This is a genomic window from Dokdonella aquatica (assembly GCF_051987395.1).
Taxonomy (GTDB): domain Bacteria; phylum Pseudomonadota; class Gammaproteobacteria; order Xanthomonadales; family Rhodanobacteraceae; genus Dokdonella.
The window spans coordinates 4,262,905-4,283,489 of the sequence record NZ_CP197094.1 but is presented as its reverse complement, the minus strand read 5'-3'; the positions used below and the strand labels follow the sequence as shown (position 1 = coordinate 4,283,489).

General features: G+C 66.7%; 12 protein-coding genes. 1 reads left to right on the top strand and 11 read right to left on the bottom strand.

Features of this window, described 5'->3' with window-relative positions; genetic code table 11:
• Nucleotides 1-440: 440 nt before the first annotated feature.
• The 3 genes from ACQQ2N_RS19020 to ACQQ2N_RS19010 all read right to left on the bottom strand — a co-directional run bounded on the left by ACQQ2N_RS19020 (nt 441) and on the right by ACQQ2N_RS19010 (nt 2,548).
• Nucleotides 441-1,268 (bottom strand): hypothetical protein, encoded by an 828-nt coding sequence (locus tag ACQQ2N_RS19020; protein ID WP_440223148.1) that lies wholly within the window; start codon nt 1,266-1,268, stop codon nt 441-443.
• A 16-nt stretch (nt 1,269-1,284) separates the two neighbouring features.
• Nucleotides 1,285-1,419, bottom strand: coding sequence for a hypothetical protein (locus ACQQ2N_RS19015; RefSeq protein WP_440223147.1), 135 nt, complete (start codon nt 1,417-1,419; stop codon nt 1,285-1,287).
• A gap of 841 nt (nt 1,420-2,260) precedes the next feature.
• Nucleotides 2,261-2,548 (bottom strand): hypothetical protein, encoded by a 288-nt coding sequence (locus ACQQ2N_RS19010; RefSeq protein WP_440223146.1) that lies wholly within the window; start codon nt 2,546-2,548, stop codon nt 2,261-2,263.
• A gap of 381 nt (nt 2,549-2,929) precedes the next feature.
• On the opposite strand from ACQQ2N_RS19010, the gene ACQQ2N_RS19005 reads away from it, so the two are divergent.
• Entirely contained in the window at nt 2,930-3,271 is a 342-nt protein-coding gene (locus ACQQ2N_RS19005; protein WP_440223145.1) for a hypothetical protein, read from the top strand.
• Between the two features lie 69 nt (nt 3,272-3,340).
• Here the strand turns inward: ACQQ2N_RS19005 and ACQQ2N_RS19000 are convergent, their stop codons facing one another.
• From ACQQ2N_RS19000 to ACQQ2N_RS18965, 8 genes are all read right to left on the bottom strand, one after another.
• Nucleotides 3,341-5,668 (bottom strand): hypothetical protein, encoded by a 2,328-nt coding sequence (locus ACQQ2N_RS19000; protein ID WP_440223144.1) that lies wholly within the window; start codon nt 5,666-5,668, stop codon nt 3,341-3,343.
• Nucleotides 5,669-6,124: 456 nt separating this feature from the next.
• The gene (locus ACQQ2N_RS18995) at nt 6,125-7,246 is read right to left on the bottom strand and encodes a choice-of-anchor Q domain-containing protein (RefSeq protein ID WP_440223143.1); all 1,122 of its coding nucleotides are present in this window, start codon (nt 7,244-7,246) and stop codon (nt 6,125-6,127) included.
• A 226-nt stretch (nt 7,247-7,472) separates the two neighbouring features.
• A complete protein-coding gene (locus tag ACQQ2N_RS18990; protein ID WP_440223142.1) occupies nt 7,473-9,794 on the bottom strand; it encodes a hypothetical protein in 2,322 nt (773 codons plus the stop codon).
• A 248-nt stretch (nt 9,795-10,042) separates the two neighbouring features.
• Nucleotides 10,043-10,387, bottom strand: coding sequence for a DUF4242 domain-containing protein (locus ACQQ2N_RS18985; protein ID WP_440223141.1), 345 nt, complete (start codon nt 10,385-10,387; stop codon nt 10,043-10,045).
• Nucleotides 10,388-10,539: 152 nt separating this feature from the next.
• Nucleotides 10,540-12,873, bottom strand: coding sequence for a hypothetical protein (locus ACQQ2N_RS18980; RefSeq protein ID WP_440223140.1), 2,334 nt, complete (start codon nt 12,871-12,873; stop codon nt 10,540-10,542).
• Between the two features lie 102 nt (nt 12,874-12,975).
• Nucleotides 12,976-15,330: a hypothetical protein gene (locus tag ACQQ2N_RS18975; protein ID WP_440223139.1), complete on the bottom strand. Its 2,355-nt coding sequence runs from the start codon at nt 15,328-15,330 to the stop codon at nt 12,976-12,978.
• Between the two features lie 293 nt (nt 15,331-15,623).
• Complete coding sequence (locus ACQQ2N_RS18970) at nt 15,624-17,972, bottom strand: hypothetical protein (protein WP_440223138.1); 2,349 nt, start codon at nt 17,970-17,972, stop codon at nt 15,624-15,626.
• Between the two features lie 74 nt (nt 17,973-18,046).
• A complete protein-coding gene (locus tag ACQQ2N_RS18965; RefSeq protein WP_440223137.1) occupies nt 18,047-20,404 on the bottom strand; it encodes a hypothetical protein in 2,358 nt (785 codons plus the stop codon).
• Nucleotides 20,405-20,585 lie beyond the last annotated feature (181 nt).

Here is a 20,585-nt window from a genome sequence, read left to right as displayed (position 1 = left end):
CGCGGCAGGAGTTGCAACGTGGTGCTCGGGCTTCGTGCGACGCCGGCGGGATTAAGGCCGCGAGCGGCATCCGGGGCACCCACTTTTCCAGCAGCAGGGGCATCCGGGACGCCAAGACAGCATCTTGGACACCCATGCCCTCGATTTGAGCGGGACAACGTGGCGCGACGACATTCGTCGAGTGAGCCGGGCACCGGCACCGAGCATCCGGGACACCCACTTTTCCAGCGGCAGGGGCATCTGGGACGCCAAGACGGCATCTTGGACACCCATGCCCTCGATTTGAGCGGGACAACGTGGCGCGACGACAGTCGTCGAGCGAGCCGGGCGGCAACAGCCCTTGCGTCGATGCGAAGTGCGTGCGGCAGGAGTTGCGGCGTGGTGCTCGGGCTTCGTCCGAGGCTGGCGAGACTAGTGCCGAGCGACTGATGCTTCTGTTTTCAGCCTGCGATGTCGCCGAGCTGGCGCGCGGCGGTGATGCCCTTGAGCCATCGTTGCCCCATCGCGGCCGCCTTGTCCGCGAGGCTTCGCGCTGAGCCGATCGCGCGCGCGTAGCGGTTCTCGATGCCGAGCACCTGAGATTGCCACGCGGCATCGCCCATGCCGAGTTTCCTGAGGATTGGCGGGGTATGGGCCGCGATGCTTCCGCGCTTGTCGTGACGGGTCCGGCGTCCCGTCCAATCGACCAGTTCGATGTAGGCCGTCGTCGTGATCGCGAGCACCGCGAAGCCGGGTGTGATGCCTGCGACCGGCGGGATCGATGCGTCCGACTGCACGATCGAGAGTTGGTCGATGCGTCGCTTGATCCCGGTGTGTTCCGAGCTGCCCAGATCGTCTGCAATGCCTGCGCGTATCGGATTGAGGTCGACGTAGTTCATGCACGCCAGCACGGCGGCTTCGTCGAGGAGCGCCTGGCAGGTGTAGCGACCTTCCCAGAACCTTCCAGTGCAGCCGTCCTCGCGGTTCGCGCGTCGCGCGATCGGCTCGTTGAGGCAGCGCATGAACCACGACAGATCGCCCAAGCGCTGGCGACAGACCGCCAGACGTTCGTGGTTGCCGAGCAGGGCCGCCTCCTTCTCGCGGCAACGCACCGGATCGATGACGCCGTCGATGGTCGCCGGGAACAGCCTGACCCATCGCACCGCGACATCCTCATCGGACCACATGCGCGCTGCGCCCGGGGCGATCCGAAGCACGACATGGGTGTGGTTGCTCATCACGGCATAGGCGTAGAGACCCATCGCGAAGATGTCCGCCAGTTCGAGCAACCGTTGCTCGACCCAGTCACGCCCGGTGCTCGAACGACCGGCCGCTCAGTGCGTCGGTGCCGCACAGCCACGCCCGACGCACGCAGCGCGAGATGCAGTGATAGAAGCCGGATTCGTCCGGCGCGACGAGCCGATGGCGAGCCGAGGTCATGGCTCCAATGGTCGGAGGTCGCAACGGCTACGTCTGTAGGAGATCGTCGACTGCGCGGGTCAGGGAGCAGCTAAAAAGTGGGTGTCCCGGATGCTCTTCCCGGATGCTCCGGGATGCTCGCACTTTGCTGCCCTAGCACTTGAGGCCCGTTCGTCTGGCGCTGTAGATAGCTAGGCCGAGCGCAGCAGTGAAAAACACCGCCATCACGATTGAGAAGACATCAGTCTGACCGCGACTGAAGTATGTAAACCCTGAGATCGCCCACATGGCGAGTGCCATCAGGCCCCATAAAAGAACGCCAGTAGATGGAACTCTCGACTTGTGGCTACCAATGCCATAGATCTTTGCGCTTCTTTCCCACATCTGGTTCAACTCCGCCACCTTCTGCTCGCACTCGCCTCGGCAGGCTAGTCCGTTGCCAACATCTACGGCGCATTGATGGCACAGTGCCTTGAAACAGGTCTTACATAGGCCGACGGCAGACGAGGTTTGATGTGAGTAGCAATGCATAGTGGTTGTGTGTAGTGCGGTCTAACGACAAAGTTAAGCCGTGCCGTAGGCGTCGGCTTGAATGATGAGTTAGGCCTCGCTTCCAGACTCAGGAGCCTTTGGGCTTGCCCGGAACGCTCTCTTTTGCCTTTACTTCAGCCGCCCGCTCCCACTTGCGATTCCGGCGAGCATCTTCGTCCACCCGAGCTTGCCGCAGAGAATCTCGCTCGCTTGTCTCGAGTTGGTCCTGTTCCATTTGGTACTCAGCATCGTCACCCATGACACCCTCACGCTTCCGTTTTGTCCGGCGGTTTTGCCGTAACCCGAAGAATTGAACCACAAGTTGCAGCATCTAGGACACCCACTTTCCGTACTCATCGGACCACATGCGCGCTGCGCCCGGGGCGATCCGAAGCACGACATGGGTGTGGTTGCTCATCACGGCATAGGCGTAGAGACCCATCGCGAAGATGTCCGCCAGTTCGAGCAACCGTTGCTCGACCCAGTCACGCCGGTGCTCGAACGACCGGCCGCTCAGTGCGTCGGTGCCGCACAGCCACGCCCGACGCACGCAGCGCGAGATGCAGTGGTAGAAGCCGGATTCGTCGGCGGTGACGAGTCGATGGCGAGCGGTGGTCATGGCTCGAATGGTCGGGCGTCGCCACGGCCACGTCTGTAGGAAATGGTCGGTCGACTGTGCGGGTCAGGGAAGAACGGAAAGGTGGGTGTCCCGGATGCTTCGTCACGGATGCTCTTAGGTGTCCCGGATGCTCTTATCTTGGCGAAAGGGGCGACCGACTTCGCACCGGCGTTCGAGCTAGACAGGAGGTAGAGCTTGCCTCCTGGTTTCATCACCGCTACAACTCGGCCAGCCAGCATCCAGGACACCCATGATCTTGGTGGGAGGAGCGGCCGACTTTGCGCCGGCGTTCGAGCTAGACAGGAGGTAGAGCTTGCCTCCTGGTTTCATCATCGCTACAACTCGGCTGAACTCTGGTGCTCGGTCCCGATAATGTCGCGCTTGGTCCGCACGATCGTCCTTTTCTCCATCTCCGTCAGCGTCGGGACATTCGCAGCCGCAGCCGCTGTCGAGGATAGTTCGGAGGAGTGTCCTCTGTTGCGCCAGGCGGCTGAGGCCCATGGTTTCGGCACCCTCGAGCAAGGTGACCGGTACTACTGCGAACCGCATGTGCGCTCGAAGCGCTTCGCTGTTTTCGCACTTCGTGTTTCCAAAGCCAATCCGCCGACTTTCGTGCACAGCAACTTGGTGGGTTGGTACGCGGTTCGTCTGAGCGATAACGCGATTGTCAGTTGGGATATCGGCAATGAGCGGCCTGAAGAACCCGAGGCAGGCGAAGAGTAGGGCGTGGCCGTCGAGGCTTGCTGGTCCGAAGGCTCGGGCGGCGACGCCACATGCTGACCGAAGCTACCCTCACTCGAACCCGTCCGCAAAGATCCTGTCGCTGCCGGCCGGCGTCACGCTGATGCCGTCGAACCACGTGTTCAGTGTGCGCGGACTCGATGACGTGCCGCTCTCCACGCCGACCAGCGTGACGAGGATCGCGCTGCTGGCAGTCCACTCCTGGGCCGTGACGTTGAGGAGTGCGGGATTCGCGGGACGACTCCACGAGCCGCTGTTGGACAGCGTGAGCGTGCCGGATGCGTTGGCTGCGCCTTGCGTGCAGGCCTCGCCCGCGGTGCGACGGAACTCCCAGTGCAGCTGTGCGATGTCGCCGCCCGTCGTGATGGTGCCGGTGCCACGGCCCGAACCGTTGATCGCGTACAGGCCCGGGCCGGGCAGGTGCACGCATTGCTGCACGCCGCGGATCGCCTGGCCGTAGGCGACGTTGGTCTGCGTGACCTTCGCCGAGCCCGAATCCGCCGCGCCCGTGGCGTTCAATGCCGCGTCGCGGATCGTGACGCCGGGCGTCACGGTGCTCCATTGTCCGAGGCCCGTATCGAAGTCGGCGTTCACGACGAGCGGCGCGAGGGCTTGCCGCTCGAATGCGCCGACGTCGGTCGGTCCCCAGACATTCGTCTTGATGGGCAGGTCGCGCGAGCGCGGGTTGCCGGCGAGATCGTCGCCGCCCACGGCGGGCGAATAGTCGACGGCAGGCGAGCCCGCGCGCAGGCCGTAGTCGCCGTCGCCGATGAAGCGCGGGTCGGCCACGAGCGTGTAGGCGGTGCTGCCGAGCGTCGTGTTCGTGTGCAGCACGTTCCACTCGACGGCCGACGTCGCCGGTGGGCTGCCGGAGCGCAGCACCGTGCCCGGTTGCCAGACGATCGAGTGCAGCAGGTCCAGGCGCATGTCCTTGGATTGCGCGAAGCGCATCATGGCCTCGCCATACGCGTTGCCCGCGATCGTGCAGCGCTCGAGCCTCGCATCGAGTTGCGAATCCTCGAAGCGGAACATCTCGCGCGAGAGCGTGTTGCCCTCGACGAGGCACGACACGAGGCTCACGATCGCCCGGTTGGCACCGGGACCGTCGAACTCGCCGAACCCGCGGATCAGATGGCCGCCCGAGTTGGTGGACCAGTGCGTGTCCTTCGCGCGGAAGCGGCTCGCGTTCTGGATGAGCACGATCGCACCGGTGCCGGCATTGTCGTCGCCGTCGGCGATGTTGCCGTCGATGCGGTTGCAGTCCGGCGAGTCCGTGCAGCGCACGGCATGCGCGGGGCGCGGCGCGATGCCGAGGCAGTCGTTGGCGTGGCCGGGGTTGATCATGGCGGCGCTGGAGCGCAGGTGACCCAGGGCGTTGTAGTCGGTGTCGGCGTAGATCGCCGCGCCCTGGACGGCGCGATTGCTGTCGATGCGTACGTCGGATGCACAGAGGATCGCGTAGGCGCTGCGCATGTCGATGCCGATGTAGGGATCGAGGTAGACCCCGCCGCCGGTGCCCGAGGCGACGTTGGAACTGATGCGTACGGGGCGCGTGGTGCTGGTCGCATAGAGACGCGCGAGCGCCGGGTAAGCCGAGAGTGCGCCGGCACGGATCGACATGCCGCCGCCATGACGCGCGGAGTTGCCGTGGATCACGCCGAGCCCGTTCCATCCCGGCGAGCCGATGTCGATGCTGGTCGTCCTCTCCACATTGATGCCACCGCCGTGGCTCGCGGCCGTGTTGTAGCCGATCAGAACGCCGTCGCCGTCGATGCGAAGGCGTCCCCATTCCACGCTGATGCCGCCACCCGAGCGCGTGGCGCGATTGTCGAAGATGCGGACGTTGTCGCCGAGCCGCAAAGACGTGCTCTGGCTGGTGGTAACCCGAATGCCACCGCCATCGCGGGCCCGGTTGCCGCTGATCTCGACGTCTTCGAGGAACAGGCTGCCGATGGCGGAAAGATCGATACCTCCACCATCACCGTCGCCGACCTCGTCGCCACCGATGATGCGCAGACGCCGCATCGCGACGGCACCGCTGTCGCCGGAGATCGTCACCACGCTCGTCGATTCGCCACCGGTACCGTCGAGCACGGTCCACACGCCGGAGGCGCCGCTCGTGCAATCGGGGAAGCCGCCTTCGAGCGTCAGCTCCTGGTCCGAGATCCGGATCGCCTGCGCCGTGTGGGCGACGCTGCGCGAGATCCGTATGAGATCCGCCCCGGGGTTCGCTGCGGCGGCGTCGACCGCAGCCTGCACGTTCGGATGCGAGCATCCGGTGCCGACTCCGACGGTGTACGTGGCGGCGTGGCCGTCGATGGCCTGCGTGCCGGCCAGCAGCAGGACGAGCGAGGCGAGGGGGGCGGCGGATGCGTGCATGGTCGATCCTCGTGGGAATGCCATGGGCAACGCCGTCCGGTGCCGGATCCTGCCATCCGGCGATGGAACACCTCGATCGCGTGCATCCGGGACGCGTCCAACTGGGACACCTGTCCATCCGGGACACCCATGTTGTGCCAGAGCATGCTGGCTGTCCCGGAAGCTCTGCTTGGAAGCTCTGATCCAGCATGATGTCAGCGGGATCGAACGGCGGAAGCGCTGGCCGGAACGTGGGTGTCCCGAAAGCTTCCGTGTCTCGAAAGCTTCCCGGGTGTCCCGAAAGCTTCCCTGTTGGGAAGGTGGGTGTCCCGGAAGCCTGTCTCGTCGGGAAGGTGGGTGTCCCGGAAGCCTGTCCCGGAAGCCTTCCCGGAAGCCTCGTCCCGGAAGCCTCCGGAAGGTTGCCCAGCCGGATGCTTTCGTTCGAGTCGCTGCGCTGATGCGACCGATGTGGCGTCCCTATTCGAAGCCGTGCCGGAAAATCAGGTCGATCACCGCGCCGGCTTCGGCCGCGCCGCTGTCGCAGCCGCTGCCGGCGGGCCGCCGGGCGCCACGCTGGTCTACGGACAGGATGCATTGCGCGGGCGGAATCCGGTCGATCGCCGCGCTGCCCGTGCCGGGCAGCAGGGTCTGGGTCGGGCCGCCATTCGACGCCAATGCACCGAGTTGCGGGTTGCCGGCGCCGTCGCCCGTTCCCGAAAGCGCGCAGTTCGTGCCCGCGAACCAGAGGTTGTAGCCGGACGAAGACAGCACGCCGTCGCAGTTGCCCCCGTTGTTGCCGGCCATGATCGAGCGGCCGACCCTGAGCGTCGAGGACGCCGCGCCGTCGTTGTAGATGCCGCCGCCGAAGACGGCCGTGTTGTTGGCGATCGTCGCGTAGTCGATGACGCTGTTGCCCGAACCGGTCTGGTACACCGCGCCGCCACCGCCGCCGGCCTGGTTTCCGGTGAACGTCGAGTTTTCGATCGTGATCACGCCGCTGCTGTACACGGCGGCGCCGTGCCGGCCGGTGCGATTGGACGTGAACGTGCTGGCGTCGATGTACAGCGAGCTGCCGCTGTGGGCGATCGCGCCGCCGTCGCCGTTGAAGTCGGTTGCCGTGTTGGCGTTGCCGCTGAACGTGCTCGAGAACACCTGCAGCGCACCGGAGCTGGCCACGACCGCGCGCGAGGAGCTGTTGTCGCGCACCTCCACGCGATCCAGCGCCAGCGTTCCGAAGTTTTCGAGCGCATGCGTGGAGCTGAACACGCCCCTGCGCAACGTCCGCCTGCGCAGGGTCGCGTTGCCGTTGAAGAAGACCTGGAAGAACGCGGAGGTGTTCTGGCCATCGAAGGTGATCCTTCCGCCGCCGTCGATGATCACCGTGCCGCCGATCTGCTTGTACGACGTGAACGGGATCGTCGCCGTGCCGCAGTTGAACGTGACGGTACCGCCGCCGCTGCCGATGACCGTCGCGAGCACGTTGCTGAAGCCGGCCTCGTTGCAGTTGGCCGGACCGACCACGCCATCCGCGGCGAGCGCGGGTGCGGGCGCGGCCAGCACGGCACACAGGGCGAAAGCGCGGATCGTCGAAGCTGACATGCGGAACATCGGGTTTCTCCTCGTGAAAACGTGCGGGCAGTGAAGGCCACGAGTGCGTCGCTCGGCGGACTTCGCCATCCGGTGGTTCTCTGCCTCCCGGACTCCTGTCTGCCTCCCGGACTCCTGCCCGCGAGCAACGCCATCCGGCGGGTATCCAGGACATCGATGATCCGGCATCGGCATCCGGGACACCTTCATCGTCGTGACGTGCCGGTGATCCGCGGCGTCAGTCGAAGCCGTTGCGGAAGAGGGTGTCGTTGGGATCGACGTATTCGAGGGTGATGCCGTCGAACCAGCCGACCGTGGTGGCGGGCACGGTGATGCCGTTCTCGACGACGACATGGGTGATGTCGATCGAACTCGTCGTGGTCCAGTCCGCTGCGGACACGGTGATCAGGGCGGGATTGGGCGCCCGCTGCCAGCTCGACGCATTGGAGAGGAAGAGGTTGCCCGACGAGGTTGCCGGGCCGCTGGTACAGGACTCGCTGCCGGTGCGGCGGAACGCCCAGCCGAGGTAGACAGCGTCGCGGGTGATGGAGGTGCCGGCGCCCGAACGGCCATACCCGTTGAGCGCGTAGGTGCCGGGGCCGGGCAGATGGATGCACTGGTGCAGTCCGGTGACGCGCTGCCCCGGTGTCGCGTTGTCCTGGGTGGCCTTGATCGAACCCGAGCCCGCGGCGCCTGCCGCGTTCTGCGTGCCGTCCCAGGTGGAGACGCCCGGGGTGACCGAGGTCCACAGGTTGCCGTCGGTGTCGAAGTCGCCGTTGTAGAGCAGCGGTGCGAGGGTCTGGCGTTCGTAGGCGCCGAGATCGCGTACGAAGCCCGGTGTGCGCGGGACGATGTCCAGGCGCCGGTTGCGCGGCATGCTTTCGACGTCGACATCGTTGCCGGGAATCGCCTCGAGGTAGTCGACGGCCAACGATGCCGCGCGCAGGCGGACATCGCCGCGGTCCGGATCGACGAGGCGCGGCGGCGTCGCGGTAGCGCCGGCGCCGAGGCTGGCGACTTCACTGGCGAACACCTGGCTGAGGGTGCGGCTGCCGCCGCTCTGCGTCAGCGACGTCTTGCCCGGTTGCCAGAGGATGGATCGCCGCATGTCGAGCGAGCCGTTCAACGAGACCACGTGGCTGGCGGTGATCGCATTGCCGGCGAGGGTTGCATCGGCAACGCGCAGGGTGCTTTCGTCCTCGAGGCGCAGCAATGGCCCCGATACGGTGTTGCCGGCAAAGGATACCGTGCCGAGTCCGATGTTCGCTTCGAACGCGCGCAACGCATGAGCGCCGACGTTGTTGAGGACGCTGACTCGCGTTGCGGTCAGTATGCCGTCGTTCTGGACCAGGATCGCTGCGCCGGCGGTCGCGTTGCCGGCACTGTCTTCGGTGCGGTTGCCCTCGATCGTGTTGCAGGCCACGCCTGCGGCGCAGCGCACGCTGCCGGCAGGTCGAGTGCAGCCGTAAGGCGAAGCCTCCGTATTGATGAATGCCCAGCTGCCAAACGAGTCGATCGTGCCGAAATCGGAATCGGAATAGAGGGCGCTGCCGTCCTGGGCGATATTGCCGTCGATGCGGACATCGAAGGAGCAGAGTACGCTTCCCGTTGATCCGACAAAAGGCACAGAGACGGCGTCGAGGAAGATGCCGCCGCCCGTATTGCTGGCGCGGTTGCCGTGCACGCGCACGGGGCGAGTCGGTTCGATCGAGTACAGGAACACACGGGCGTAATCGTCGGCCCCGTCGCTGCCGACGACACCGATGCCGCCACCGTAGCGCGCCCGGTTGCCGACGATGGTGCCATTGCCGATGCCGGACGACGCGATGTACGCCTCGGCGGGTGCGACCACCATCACGCCGCCGCCGGTGCCGTACATCGGCTGGTTGTTGACCGGGTTGATGCCGAGCGCGTCGTTGTCGGCGATCGTCGAATTCGTCGCGGTCATTATCATCGTCGCGCGGCCTTCGAGGCGCACGCCGCCGCCGGAGTACTGCGCGGTATTGAGCAGGATCGTCGTGCCGGCCTCGATGCGCAGCTCGGCCGTGCCGTTCTCGCCGGCGAAATGGATGCCGCCACCGTAGCCGGCGTAGTTCTGGCTGATGCCGACATTGCGCAGCGTCAGCGTTCCGCTGCCGCGGAAATCGATGCCGCCGCCGTTGCCGGAGGAGACTTCGTCGCCGCGGATGAGATTGAGGTTCTCGAGGATGATGTCGTTGCCGCTGCCGCCGATCGTCAGCACGCTGTTGCTGCTGCCGCCCGCACCACTGAGCAGGGCACGGTTTCCGCCGCCGGCGGCATCGCAGGTCGTGTAGCCGCCGGCCATCGTGACGGTGCGGCTGCTGAGGGTGACGGCTTGCGCGGTGTACGTGGCGGAGTTGGCGATGCGGATCTCGTGCGCGCCGCTGGCGGGCAGCGCATTGACCGCGGCCTGCAGCGTCGTGTGCGAGCAGGCGGCATCGCTGCCGACGCGGAACTGCACTGCGGCCGCTTCCGCGCTCGCCATGGCCAGTACGACCAGCAGGCATGCCGACATCGAGAGAGGCGTTTGCGACGTCATGGTGGGACTCCCCGTGCCGGATTACGGTACCGGCAAGCACGAGCAACGCTGGTTGGCACGGGATCCTGCCGTCCGGCGGTGGAACGAGTCGGTCAGGGATCGACCGGCACGAGTTCGTGCCGCGTTGCGAAGTTGGGAATCGTCCTGGACGATCACGTCGGAAGGCGCGACCTCGAGCGTGATGCCGTCGAACCCGCCGATCGCGCTGTTGTTCGGCGGCGCGACCACCGTTGTCGCGTTCCTGCTGCTCAGGCGCGGGACGCTGCGATGGCGGAGTGCGGCGAGCACATTGCACGCGCCGCCGCGTCGAGCGTATCGGCAACACGCCGCGGGCCTTCGTTCGCGGGATCGATCAGCGAGCGGATGCGCGCGATGCGATCGACCGGCAGGCCGCAGCGTCGTGCATGCTCGCGGACGGCGTCCTCGTCGGCTGCGATGCAGATGCAGTAGAAGCGGTTTTCGGTGACGTAGCTGTACAGCCATTGCACCGAGGTCTCGCGTGCGGCGAGGGACTTGCGCGCGATCAGCCGCAGGACCGCATCGGGCAGCGCACCCGCGCCGGGGAGGTCGCGTTCGATCATGAAGCGTTGCATGCAGGGTTCCCGGTTGCCGAGGGAGGGCAGGACGCGGGCGCTCGCAGGCGCCCGCGTCCATGAGGGGCATCGATCGGGGATCGACGCCGTTGGCGACGTGCGGAGGCCACCCGCCACGCGTGCGCCTCCCGGCACACGCGTGGCGGTGGATGTCAGGGATCGAAGCCGTTGCGGAAGATCACGTCGCTGGGTTCGCGCACGAGCGTGATGCCGTCGAACCACGCGTTGGTGGTGCGTGGATTGCCCTGTATGCCGGACTCGACACCGACGAGGCTGATCGTGATCGAACTCATGTTCGTCCATTGCGCCGGCGTCACGGTGATACGGGCCGGTGCGAAGGCCTTGGACCACGATGGGCTGTTCGAAAGTGCGAGGCTGCCCGAGAGGGTCGCTGCGCCATCGGTACACGCTTCGCCGCCGTTGTTGCGGTACTCCCAGTTCAGCTGCGCGATGTCGCCCGGTACGACTGCACTGCCGGTACCGCGTCCCCAGCCGTTGAGCGCGTACGTGCCGGGGCCGGGCAGGTGGATGCACTGCCGGCGACCGCGGATCTCCTGGTTGACGGCGACGTTGGTCTGGGTGACGTGGACCGATCCTGACCCGGTCGCACCGGCTGCGTTCTGCTGGTTGGTCCACGACGACACGCCGGTGAAGATCTCGGTCCACAGGTTGAGGTCGGCATCGAAATCGGCATTGAGCACGAGCGGTTCGAGCGACTGACGCTCGTAGGCGCCGATGTCGCGCGGGCCACGCGAGAACGCGGCGGAGTCGAGATCGATGTCGCGCGGCAGGCCGAGTACATCGCCGACCACCGATATGGTCGCGATCGCACCGTCGATCGCGGGCGATGCCGCGCGGACGGTGTAGTCGCCACGTGCCGGGTCGGTGAAGCGCGGATTCGCGGCGTAGGCATCGGGTCCCGCATTGAGGCTGGCGACCTCCGAGGCGATGGATTGCCCCACGGTGAGCGAGCCGCCATTCGACTGCAGCGTCGTCTTGCCGGGCTGCCAGATGATCGAACCGTTGATCACGGTGGTCGCGAACTTCGCGATCACGTGTCCCGCTCCGATGCCGTTGCCGGCGATCGTGACGTTGCGCAGCCGGAACGATGAATTGCCTTCACCGGCGTGACGGATGACTTCCTGGCTCAACTGGTTGTCCGTGATGACGACGTTGTCGAGGATGATCGCGGTGTCGTTCTGGCTCGCGTAGATCACGCGCCCGCCACGATTGCCTCGCATGATCACACCCGAGTCTGCGGGCGTGCCGCCCGTGAGCTGACCCATGACGACCGTCGTGTCGCCGCGCAGATGGACGGTCGCACCCGTGGTCAACGTGCTGCCGTTGATGGCGTCGTTGCCGCTGATTTCGCCACAGGCTCGTCCGATCGGGCAGAGGCCCGCGCCCGCACCGGGGACGGCGAACAGGCGGCTTCCCGAATCGCCCTGACCCGCCAGGTAGATGGCTGCGCCGTCCGGGGACAGGTTGTTGGACACGGCGAAGTTGCGCAGCCTGACGTCGGCTCGCGTCGAACCCGCGGAGCGCGCGTAAATGCCGCCGCCCAGCTCGGAGCCGGTGTTGCCGCGTATGCCGACCCGATGGTCCTGGGATGTTCCGGCGACGACGATTTCCGCGTTCGCGTCGCCCCCTTCGGCGGCGACCACCGCGGCGCCACCGCCGTAGCGTGCACGATTGCCGTAGAGGACGCCGAGATTGTTCGGCCCTGTCGTGCCCAGTGTGGCGACGGCGGTGAAGTCGCCGCTCAACACCATCAATCCACCGCCATAGCCGCCCTCGACACCGACACCCGTGGCCTCGTTGTTGAGCATCACGCTGCCGGGATCGATCATCGTCATCTCGAGCGCCTCGACGTACACGCCGCCGCCGCTGTAGCGCGCGGTGTTGGCGACGATCGAGACGTTCTCGCCGATCACGAGTTCGGCGTTTCCGCCAAGCCCTTCGGCGTAGATGCCGCCACCGTAGCCCGCGATGTTGTTCGAGATCGCGCTGCGCTGGACCTCGAGGATGCCGTTGCCGCGAAAGTAGACGCCGCCGCCGTAGCCGGTGCCGCCGACATCGCCGTTGCGGATCGTGAGCGTATCGAGTCGTATGATCGCGCCGGAATTGCCGGTGATGCGCAGTACGGACGTGGCCGAGCCGCCCGCGCCATCGAGCACGGTCGGAATGCCGTCGGAGGTCGCCTGCGTGCATGTGTCGAAGCCGCCGGTGATGGTGAGCTCCTGAGACGTCGTGATGACGGCCGAGACCTGGTTGTAGGCGATGCTGCGCGTAAGGCGGATCGTGTCGGGACCGGCGCCGTTCTCGGCCGCGGTGATTGCATCGGCGAACGTGGAATGCGAGCAGCCGGTGCCCGTGCCGACGGTGAAGACCGCGGCGAGGGCAGGTGTCGCCGGAAGCGTGCTGCCCGTGAGGGCGAGCAGGAGCACGCGGGCCGCGCCACGTGCGCGGGTGAAGGAATCGTCCATGGGAACCTCGCTGCTGGGAGTGCATCAGCGAGTAACGCCAACCGAAGCGATGGGCTGCCACGCGTGCGTGTCGCGACGCACGCGTGGCGGTTGCCTCGTCGATCAGGGATCGAAGCCGTTGCGGAAGATCACGTCGGTCGGTTCACGCACGAGCGTGATGCCGTCGAACCACGCATTCGTCGTGCGCGGGCTGCCGGACACGCCGTTCTCGACGCCGACGAGCCTGATCGTGATCGAGCTGCCGAAGGTCCAGTCCGCAGGTGTCACCGTGACGCGCGCGGGTGCGGCGGCGCGTGACCAGGATGCGCGATTGGACAGCATCAAGGTTCCCGTCGTCGTCGGCGTGCCGTCGGTGCAGGCTTCGCCGCCGTTGCGGCGGTACTCCCAGTTCAACTGCGCGACGTCGCCGGGCACGGTGATGTTGCCGGTGCCGCGGCCCGATCCGTTCAGTGCGTAGGTGCCGGGGCCGGGCAGGTGCACGCACTGCTGGCGGCCGCGGATCTCCTGGTTGATCGCGACGTTGGTCTGGGTGACGTGGACCGATCCGGAACCGGTCGCACCGGTCGCATTCTGCTGGTTGGTCCACGACGACACGCCGGTGAAGATCTCGGTCCACAGGTTGAGGTCGGCGTCGAAGTCGGCGTTGAGCACGAGCGGCTCGAGCGACTGCCGCTCGTAGGCGCCGATGTCGCGCGGGCCGCGCGAGAACGCGGCGGAGTCGAGGTCGATGTTGCGCGGCAGGCCGAGCACGTCACCGAGGACCAACGGCGAAGCCCCTGCACCGTCGACGGCCGGTGAAGCGGCGCGGATCGAGTAGTCGCCGCGCGCCGGATCGGTGAAGCGCGGGTTGGCGACGTAGGCCTCGGGACCTGCGTTGAGGCTGCCGACTTCGGAGGCGATCACCTGCGTCACGGCGAGCGTGCCGCCGTTGTTCTGCAGCGTGGTCTTGCCGGGTTGCCAGATGATCGAGGCGTCGATTTCGGTCTGGTCGAACTTCGAGAGGACGTGTGATGCACCGATCGTGTTGCCGGCGATCGTGACGTTGCGCAACCTGAAAGCGGACGCGTCTTCACCCGCGTGACGTATGAGCTCCTGGCTGAGCTGATTGTCGGTCATGACGATGTTGTCGAGACGGATGACGGTGTTGTTGCCGCTCGCGTAGAACAGTCGGCCACCGCGGTTCTCGCGCATTTCGATGCCCGATCGCGAGGGCACGGCAGCCGAACCGTAGAACTCACCGAAGGACACCAGCGTTTCCGGCCTGAGATGAACGATCGCACCGTCGGTCAGTTGCGTGCCGTTCCACGCCTGGTTGCGGCTGATCTCGCCGCAAGCACGTCCAACCGGACACTGCCCGCCGCCCATGCTCTGCGTGAAGAAGACACGCCCACCCCAGATGCCGTCCTGCTGCAGATAGATCGCAGCACCGTCAGGTGCGGCGTTTTCCGACAAGGAGAAGTTTCGGAGCTTGAGATCAGCCGTCGTGATGGAGCCAAAGGTTCCATCTGCCGACTGTGCGTAGAAGCCTCCGCCCACGACGGTGGCTGCGTTCCCGCGGATGCCGACCCAATGGTTCGGATCCGTGCCCGCAATGACGATGCTGGCCTCCACGTCGTCGGTTTCTGCCGCCACTACCGCGCCGCCACCGCCGTAGCGAGCGCGATTGCTGTGGATCGCGCCGAAGTTGTTGGGGCCTGTTGTACCGATCGTGGCGACCGCGGCATGACTGCCGCTCAGGACCATGAGACCACCACCGTAGCCGCCGTCGGAGCCCGTGCCGGTCGCCTCGTTGTTGAAGATCGTGCTGCCGGGATCGACCATCGTCATCTCGAGCGCTTCGACATAGACGCCGCCACCGCTGTAGCGCGCAGTGTTGCCGACGATCGAGACGTTCGTGCCGATCACGAGCTCGGCATTCGAGCCGAGTCCTTCGGCGTAGATGCCGCCGCCGTAGCCTGCGACGTTGTTGGTGATCGCGCTGCGCTGGATCTCGAGGATGCCGTCGCCGCGGAAGTAGACGCCGCCGCCGTAGCCGGTGCCGCCGACATCGCCGTTGCGGATCGTCAACGATTCCAGCTTGATGATCGCGCCCGTGTTGCCGGTGATGCGCAGCACCGACGTCGCCGCGCCACCGGCACCGTCGAGTACGGTCAGGATGCCGTCGGAGGTGGCCTGCGTGCATGTGTCGAAGCCGCCCGTGATGGTGAGCTCCTGCGAGGTCGCGATGACCGCGGAGACCTGGTTGTAGGCGATGCTGCGCGTGAGGCGGATCGTGTCGGCGCCGGCGCTGTTCTCGGCGGCGGTGATCGCATCGGCGAACGTCGAGTGCGAGCAACCGGTGCCCGTGCCGACGGTGAAGGTCGCGGCGACGACGTCGGTGACAGGGCATGCGCCGGCGACGAGGGCGAGTGCGAGCAGACGGACCTCCGGGGAAGCGCGGAGGGATGAAACGTCCATGAGAACCTCGGTGCTTGGGAACAGCTTCCGGGCAACGCTGTCCCGCGCGGGATCCTGCCACGCAGGTTTCGACGTTCGCGTGATGCGTGCGCCGACGTCGCGTGGTCGCGTCGTCACGATGCGGACGCGCGATACACACGACGCAAGTGCGACGCGGTGTCGGTTGCGGGAAACGTCGGACGTTCGGTTTCATGCGCGGCACGTCACCCAGCGGAGCGTCAGGCGCCGCCGTCGAGTGCCGATGAAGGTGATGGCATCACCCGTTCACGAGTGATGCCGATGCCGCACACCGCTCAGTCGAAGCCGTTCCTGAAGATCGTGTCGTCGCTCGCACGCTCGACACGCACGCCGTCGAACCATGCACTGGTCGTGCGCGGCTCGCCCGACACGCCGCTCTCGACCGCGACCAGCGTGACGGTGATCGAGGTGTTGCTGTTCCACTCGGTGGGCTCGACCGAGACGAGCGCGGGGTTCGCCGGGCGTGACCAGAAGCTCGAGTTCGACAGCGCGTGCACACCACTCAGCGTCGCCACGCCCTGTGTGCAGGATTCACCACCGTTGCGGCGGTATTCCCAGTGGATCTGTGCGACATCGCCACCCGTCGTGACATTGCCGGTACCGCGCCCGGAGCCGTTGATCGCGTAGAGGCCCGGACCCGGCAGGTGCACGCATTGGCGGATGCCACGGATGGCCTGGCCGTAGGCGACATTGGTCTGCGTGATCTTGGCCGATCCGGAGCCTGTCGCGCCGGTGGTATTGAGCGCGTCGCGTGTGGTCACGCCCGGCGTCACCGTGCTCCATTGATGCAGGTCGATGTCGAAGTCCGGGTTCTGGACGAGGGCGGGCAGGAACTGCACCTCGTATGCGCCGATGTCGCGTGGGCCTTCGCCGTTCGGGATCGACGCGATGTCGCGGTTGCGCAGGTTGCCCAGCACGTCACCCTCCATGCCGTCGTCGATCAGCGCAGCATCGATCGCGGGGGACGCCGCGCGTAGCCGGTAGTCGCCACGCTCGGGGTCGATGAAGCGCGGATCGCGTACAAGAGCGCTCGCACCGCCACCGAGGCTGCCGACTTCGGAGGCGAGTACGGATCGCACGACCAGTGATCCCCCGTTGTCCTGGAGCGTGGTCTTGCCGGGTTGCCACACGATCGTGCTGTCGAGTATTGCCGTGTCGTACTTGGCGAGAACGTGCCCGGCGCCGATGGCATTGCCCGCGATCGTGACGGCGTTCATGTAGACGCTGGATTCGCTTTCCCCGGCCGACCGGATGAGTTCCTGGCTCATCTGGTTTCCGCTGACGACCACATTGCGCAGGAAGATGCCGCCATTGGCATCGCTCGCGTAGATCAGTCGGCCTCCCTGGTTGTCCTGCATGAGCAGTCCACTGTTGACGAGGTTGATATAGCGTCCGTTGACGTTGACGGATGCTCTTTCCGTCAGACGGATGATCGCGCCGCTCGTCGGATTGACGCCGTCATGGGTACTGTTCCTCGAGACCTCTCCGCACGGTCTTCCCACCGTGCAGGATCCGTGGGAGCCGCTCGCGAAACTGTTGGTATTCAGACTGAGGCGTCCGCCCCAGTCACCTTCTTCGTCCAGATAGGCAGCCGCGCCGTCAGGTGCCACGTTCTCCACGAGGGCGACATTCCGGAGATAGGCCTCAGCCAGTGTCACGGACGAGAACCCACTGCCGTTCGACTTCACGTAGAGGCCTCCGCCCGCCCTCGACGCGAGGTTTCCGCGAATCCCGGCCGCGAACGACGGGTCGGTGCTGCCGACGACCAACTGGACGTCTGCGTCACCGCTCTCTCTCGCGAACACGGCGACGCCTCCGCCGTAACGCGCCTCGTTGTCGAAGATCGCCCCGATGTTGCCTTGCCCGGTCGTATCGATGCGGGCCTCGGTGAGTCGTGAGCCGGACAGGAGCATGAGGCCGCCACCGTAGCCGCCCTGGGTGCCGCTGCCGAGCGCCTTGTTCACGGCGAGCATGCTGCGCGGCGAGCGCATCTCCATCTTCATGGCTTCGACGTAGATGCCGCCACCGCTCAGCCGCGCGGTGTTGGACCCGATGTAGACGTCGGCGCCGATCCTGAGCAGCGCGGACTCACCCAGGCCTTCGGCGTAGATGCCACCGCCGTAGCCAGCGGTGTTGTTCGTGATGTTGCTGCGCTGGATCTCGAGCACGCCGTCGCCACGGAAGTAGATGCCGCCGCCGTAGCCGTTTCCGTCTTCGTCGCCGTTCCTGATCGTGAGCCGATCTAGGCGCACGATGCCGCCCGTGTTGACCGTGATCCGCATGACCGGATCCGTGGCGCCGCCCGCACCGTCGAGGATGGTCGGCGTCGTGTCCGGTGCGGTCTGCGCGCAGGTCTCGAATCCGCCCATGATGTCGAGCGTCTGACCGGTCGTCAGCGACACGGCCATCTGCAGGTGCGCGATGGATCGGGTCACGCGGATCACGTGGGAACCCGGTGTCGCGGCGACCGTGGCGAGCGCTGCCGTGAGGCTCGGGTGCGTGCAGCCGGTGCCGGTACCTACCACGTAGGTGGCCGAGCGTGCCTCGTCCGGAACGAGCAGGGCGCCGGCGAATACCAGGGGAAGGACACGGATCAATGCGGCGCGGACTCGGTCGGACGACATCGGAACCTCCGGGGCAAGGTGTGTACCGGAGGGGTCAACGCCGTCCGGTACGAAAACCTGCCACGCGGGTTCACTCAGGGATCGAAGCCGGTCCTGAACAGCGTGTCCGAACCCTCGATCTCGAGCGTGATGCCGTCGAACCAGGTGTTCGTCGTGCGTGGACTGCCCGAGACGCCGCTCTCGACGCCGACGAGCTCGACGCTGATCGAGCTCACGTACATCCACTCCGCCGGCGTGACGGCGATGCGCGCCGGCGCGAACGCGCGCGACCAGCTCCCGCTGCTCGACAGCACGAGCGTGCCGCTGCTCGTCGGCGCGCCCTGGTTGCAGGCTTCGCCGCCGTTGCGCCGGTATTCCCAGTTCAGCTGTGCGATGTCGCCCGGCACCGTGAAGTTGCCGGTGCCGCGGCCGTAGCCGTTGAGCGCGTAGAGGCCGGGGCCGGGCAGGTGGATACACTGCCGGCGACCGCGGATCGCCTGGCCGTAGGCGACGTTGGTCTGGCTGACCTTGATCGATCCCGAACCGGTCGCGCCGACCGTGTTCTGCTCGTTCGTCCACGACGACACGCCGCTGAAGACCTCGGTCCACAGGTTCATGTCGGCGTCGAAGTCGCCGTTGAGCACGAGCGGATATAGCGCCTGCCGCTCGAACGCACCGATGTCGCGCGAGCCACGCGAGTTGAGCTTGACCGGCAGGTCGACGTCACGGGGATTGCCGAGCGCGTCACGCACGATGTCTGTCGTCGGTATCGCGGCATCCACGGCCGGGGATGCGGCCCGCAACGTGTAGTCGCCGCGTGCGGGATCGGTGAATCGCGGCTCGGCCACGACCGCCTCGGGTCCCGCGGCGAGGCTGGCGACCTCGGAGGCGATGACCTGGGCGACATCGAGCGACCCGCCGTTGGACTGCAGCGTCGTCTTGCCCGGCTGCCAGATCAGGGACGCTCCGATCGTCGTGCGCTCGTGCTTGGCGAGCACATGTCCCGCGCCGATCTGGTTGCCGGCGATCGTGACGCTGCGCAGGATGAACTCGGACGCGTCTTCGCCGGCATGGCGAATCAGCTCCTGGCCGACCACGTTGTCGGCGATCAGGATGTTGTCGAGCTTCAGTCGCGTATCGTTGTCGCTCGCGTAGAGCAGCCGCTGGCCACGGTTGCCCTTCATGACGGTGCCCCACCTCACCTGGGCGCCGACCGCGACCTCGCCGAGGACCAGCCATGTCTTGCCGCGCATGCGGATGACGGCGCCACTGGCGGATGCCTCGTTGCGGTTGATCTCGCCGCAGGGACGCCCGGCCGGACAGATGCCCAATCCTTGCGACGTCACCGAGAACATCCATGCGCCGCGGCTTCCGATCGTGGCCTCGTCCTCGGCGAGGTAGATGGCAGCGCCGTCGGCAGCCGTGTTCTCGGAGATGGCGAAGTTCCGCGCATTGACAAGCGCGCTGACGCATCCTCCGACGGTGGTGCAGTAAGGCCGGGCGTAGAGTCCGCCGCCGAGTGACGCGGTGTTCCGGACGATGCCCACCCCATGGTCCGGATCGTTGCCGCCGATCACGATACGCGCTTCTGCATGGTCGTCGTCCGCGACGACCACGGCGGCTCCACCGCCGTAGACGGCCTCGTTCTCGTAGAGCACGCCGATATGACCGGGTCCCGTGGAGCCCAGCGTCGCGACGGCAGGGTGCGTTCCGCTCAGCACCATCAGTCCACCGCCGTAGCCGCCCGCCAGCACGCCTCCGACGGTGGTGCCCATCGCCCTGTTGAGCAACATCACGCTGCCGGGTTCGGTCATGCTCATGCGCATGCCTTCGACATAGACACCGCCGCCGCTGTAGCGCGCCGTGTTCGAGGCGATGCTCACGTCGGCCCCGATCACGAGCCTCGCGTCGGGGCCCAGTCCCTCGGCGTAGATGCCGCCGCCGTAACCCGCGGTGTTCTGGGCGATCGCCGTGTGCTGGACCTCGAGCGTGCCGTCGCCGCGGAAGTAGATGCCGCCGCCGTAGCCGGTGCCGTCCTCGTCGCCGCCGCGGATCGTCAGCGAGGCCAGCCGCACGACCGCGCCCGTGTTGCCCGTGATGCGCAGCACCGGTTCGGTCGCGCCTCCGGCGCCATCGAGCACGGTGAGCGGCCCGTCGGGTTCGGCCTGCGCACAGGTCGCGAACCCGCCGACGAGGTCGAGCTGCTGGGACGTCGTGATCGTCGCGGCGACCTGCGTGTACGCGATGCTGCGCGTGAGGCGGATCGTATCGGGGCCGGGGCTGGATTCGGCAGCGGTGATCGCGGACGCCAGCGTGGAATGGGTGCAGCCGCTGCCGGTTCCGACGATGTACGTGGCGGCGAAGGCGGGTGCGCCGTGGAGTGCGCAGGCAACGGAAAAGGCGATGGCCGGGTGCGTGATGAACGGCTTCCGGCGGGCGGTCGGCGTGTCCATGGAATCCTCTCGGCAGTGGCTCAGCCGAGAGAAACGCCGTCCGGTGGCTGACGCTGCCATCGGCGGGAACGGGCGCGTCGCGGACATCGAGGCCCTCGTCACGGCTGGTCGTGATGGACAGCCGGCATGCGATGACCTTGCGTGAACGCCCGGCAGCGGACGCCGCCGGAGGCGAGTCGGA

What these genes read in the sequence shown, in the direction of transcription:
- ACQQ2N_RS19015 (WP_440223147.1), bottom strand. Translation starts at nt 1,419, where the DNA reads ATGACCTCGGCTCGCCATCGGCTCGTCGCGCCGGACGAATCCGGCTTC.
- ACQQ2N_RS18980 (WP_440223140.1), bottom strand. Translation starts at nt 12,873, where the DNA reads ATGGACGATTCCTTCACCCGCGCACGTGGCGCGGCCCGCGTGCTCCTG.
- ACQQ2N_RS18995 (WP_440223143.1), bottom strand. Translation starts at nt 7,246, where the DNA reads ATGTCAGCTTCGACGATCCGCGCTTTCGCCCTGTGTGCCGTGCTGGCC.
- ACQQ2N_RS18965 (WP_440223137.1), bottom strand. Translation starts at nt 20,404, where the DNA reads ATGGACACGCCGACCGCCCGCCGGAAGCCGTTCATCACGCACCCGGCC.
- ACQQ2N_RS18990 (WP_440223142.1), bottom strand. Translation starts at nt 9,794, where the DNA reads ATGACGTCGCAAACGCCTCTCTCGATGTCGGCATGCCTGCTGGTCGTA.
- ACQQ2N_RS18985 (WP_440223141.1), bottom strand. Translation starts at nt 10,387, where the DNA reads ATGCAACGCTTCATGATCGAACGCGACCTCCCCGGCGCGGGTGCGCTG.
- ACQQ2N_RS19010 (WP_440223146.1), bottom strand. Translation starts at nt 2,548, where the DNA reads ATGACCACCGCTCGCCATCGACTCGTCACCGCCGACGAATCCGGCTTC.
- ACQQ2N_RS18975 (WP_440223139.1), bottom strand. Translation starts at nt 15,330, where the DNA reads ATGGACGTTTCATCCCTCCGCGCTTCCCCGGAGGTCCGTCTGCTCGCA.
- ACQQ2N_RS19000 (WP_440223144.1), bottom strand. Translation starts at nt 5,668, where the DNA reads ATGCACGCATCCGCCGCCCCCCTCGCCTCGCTCGTCCTGCTGCTGGCC.
- ACQQ2N_RS18970 (WP_440223138.1), bottom strand. Translation starts at nt 17,972, where the DNA reads ATGTCGTCCGACCGAGTCCGCGCCGCATTGATCCGTGTCCTTCCCCTG.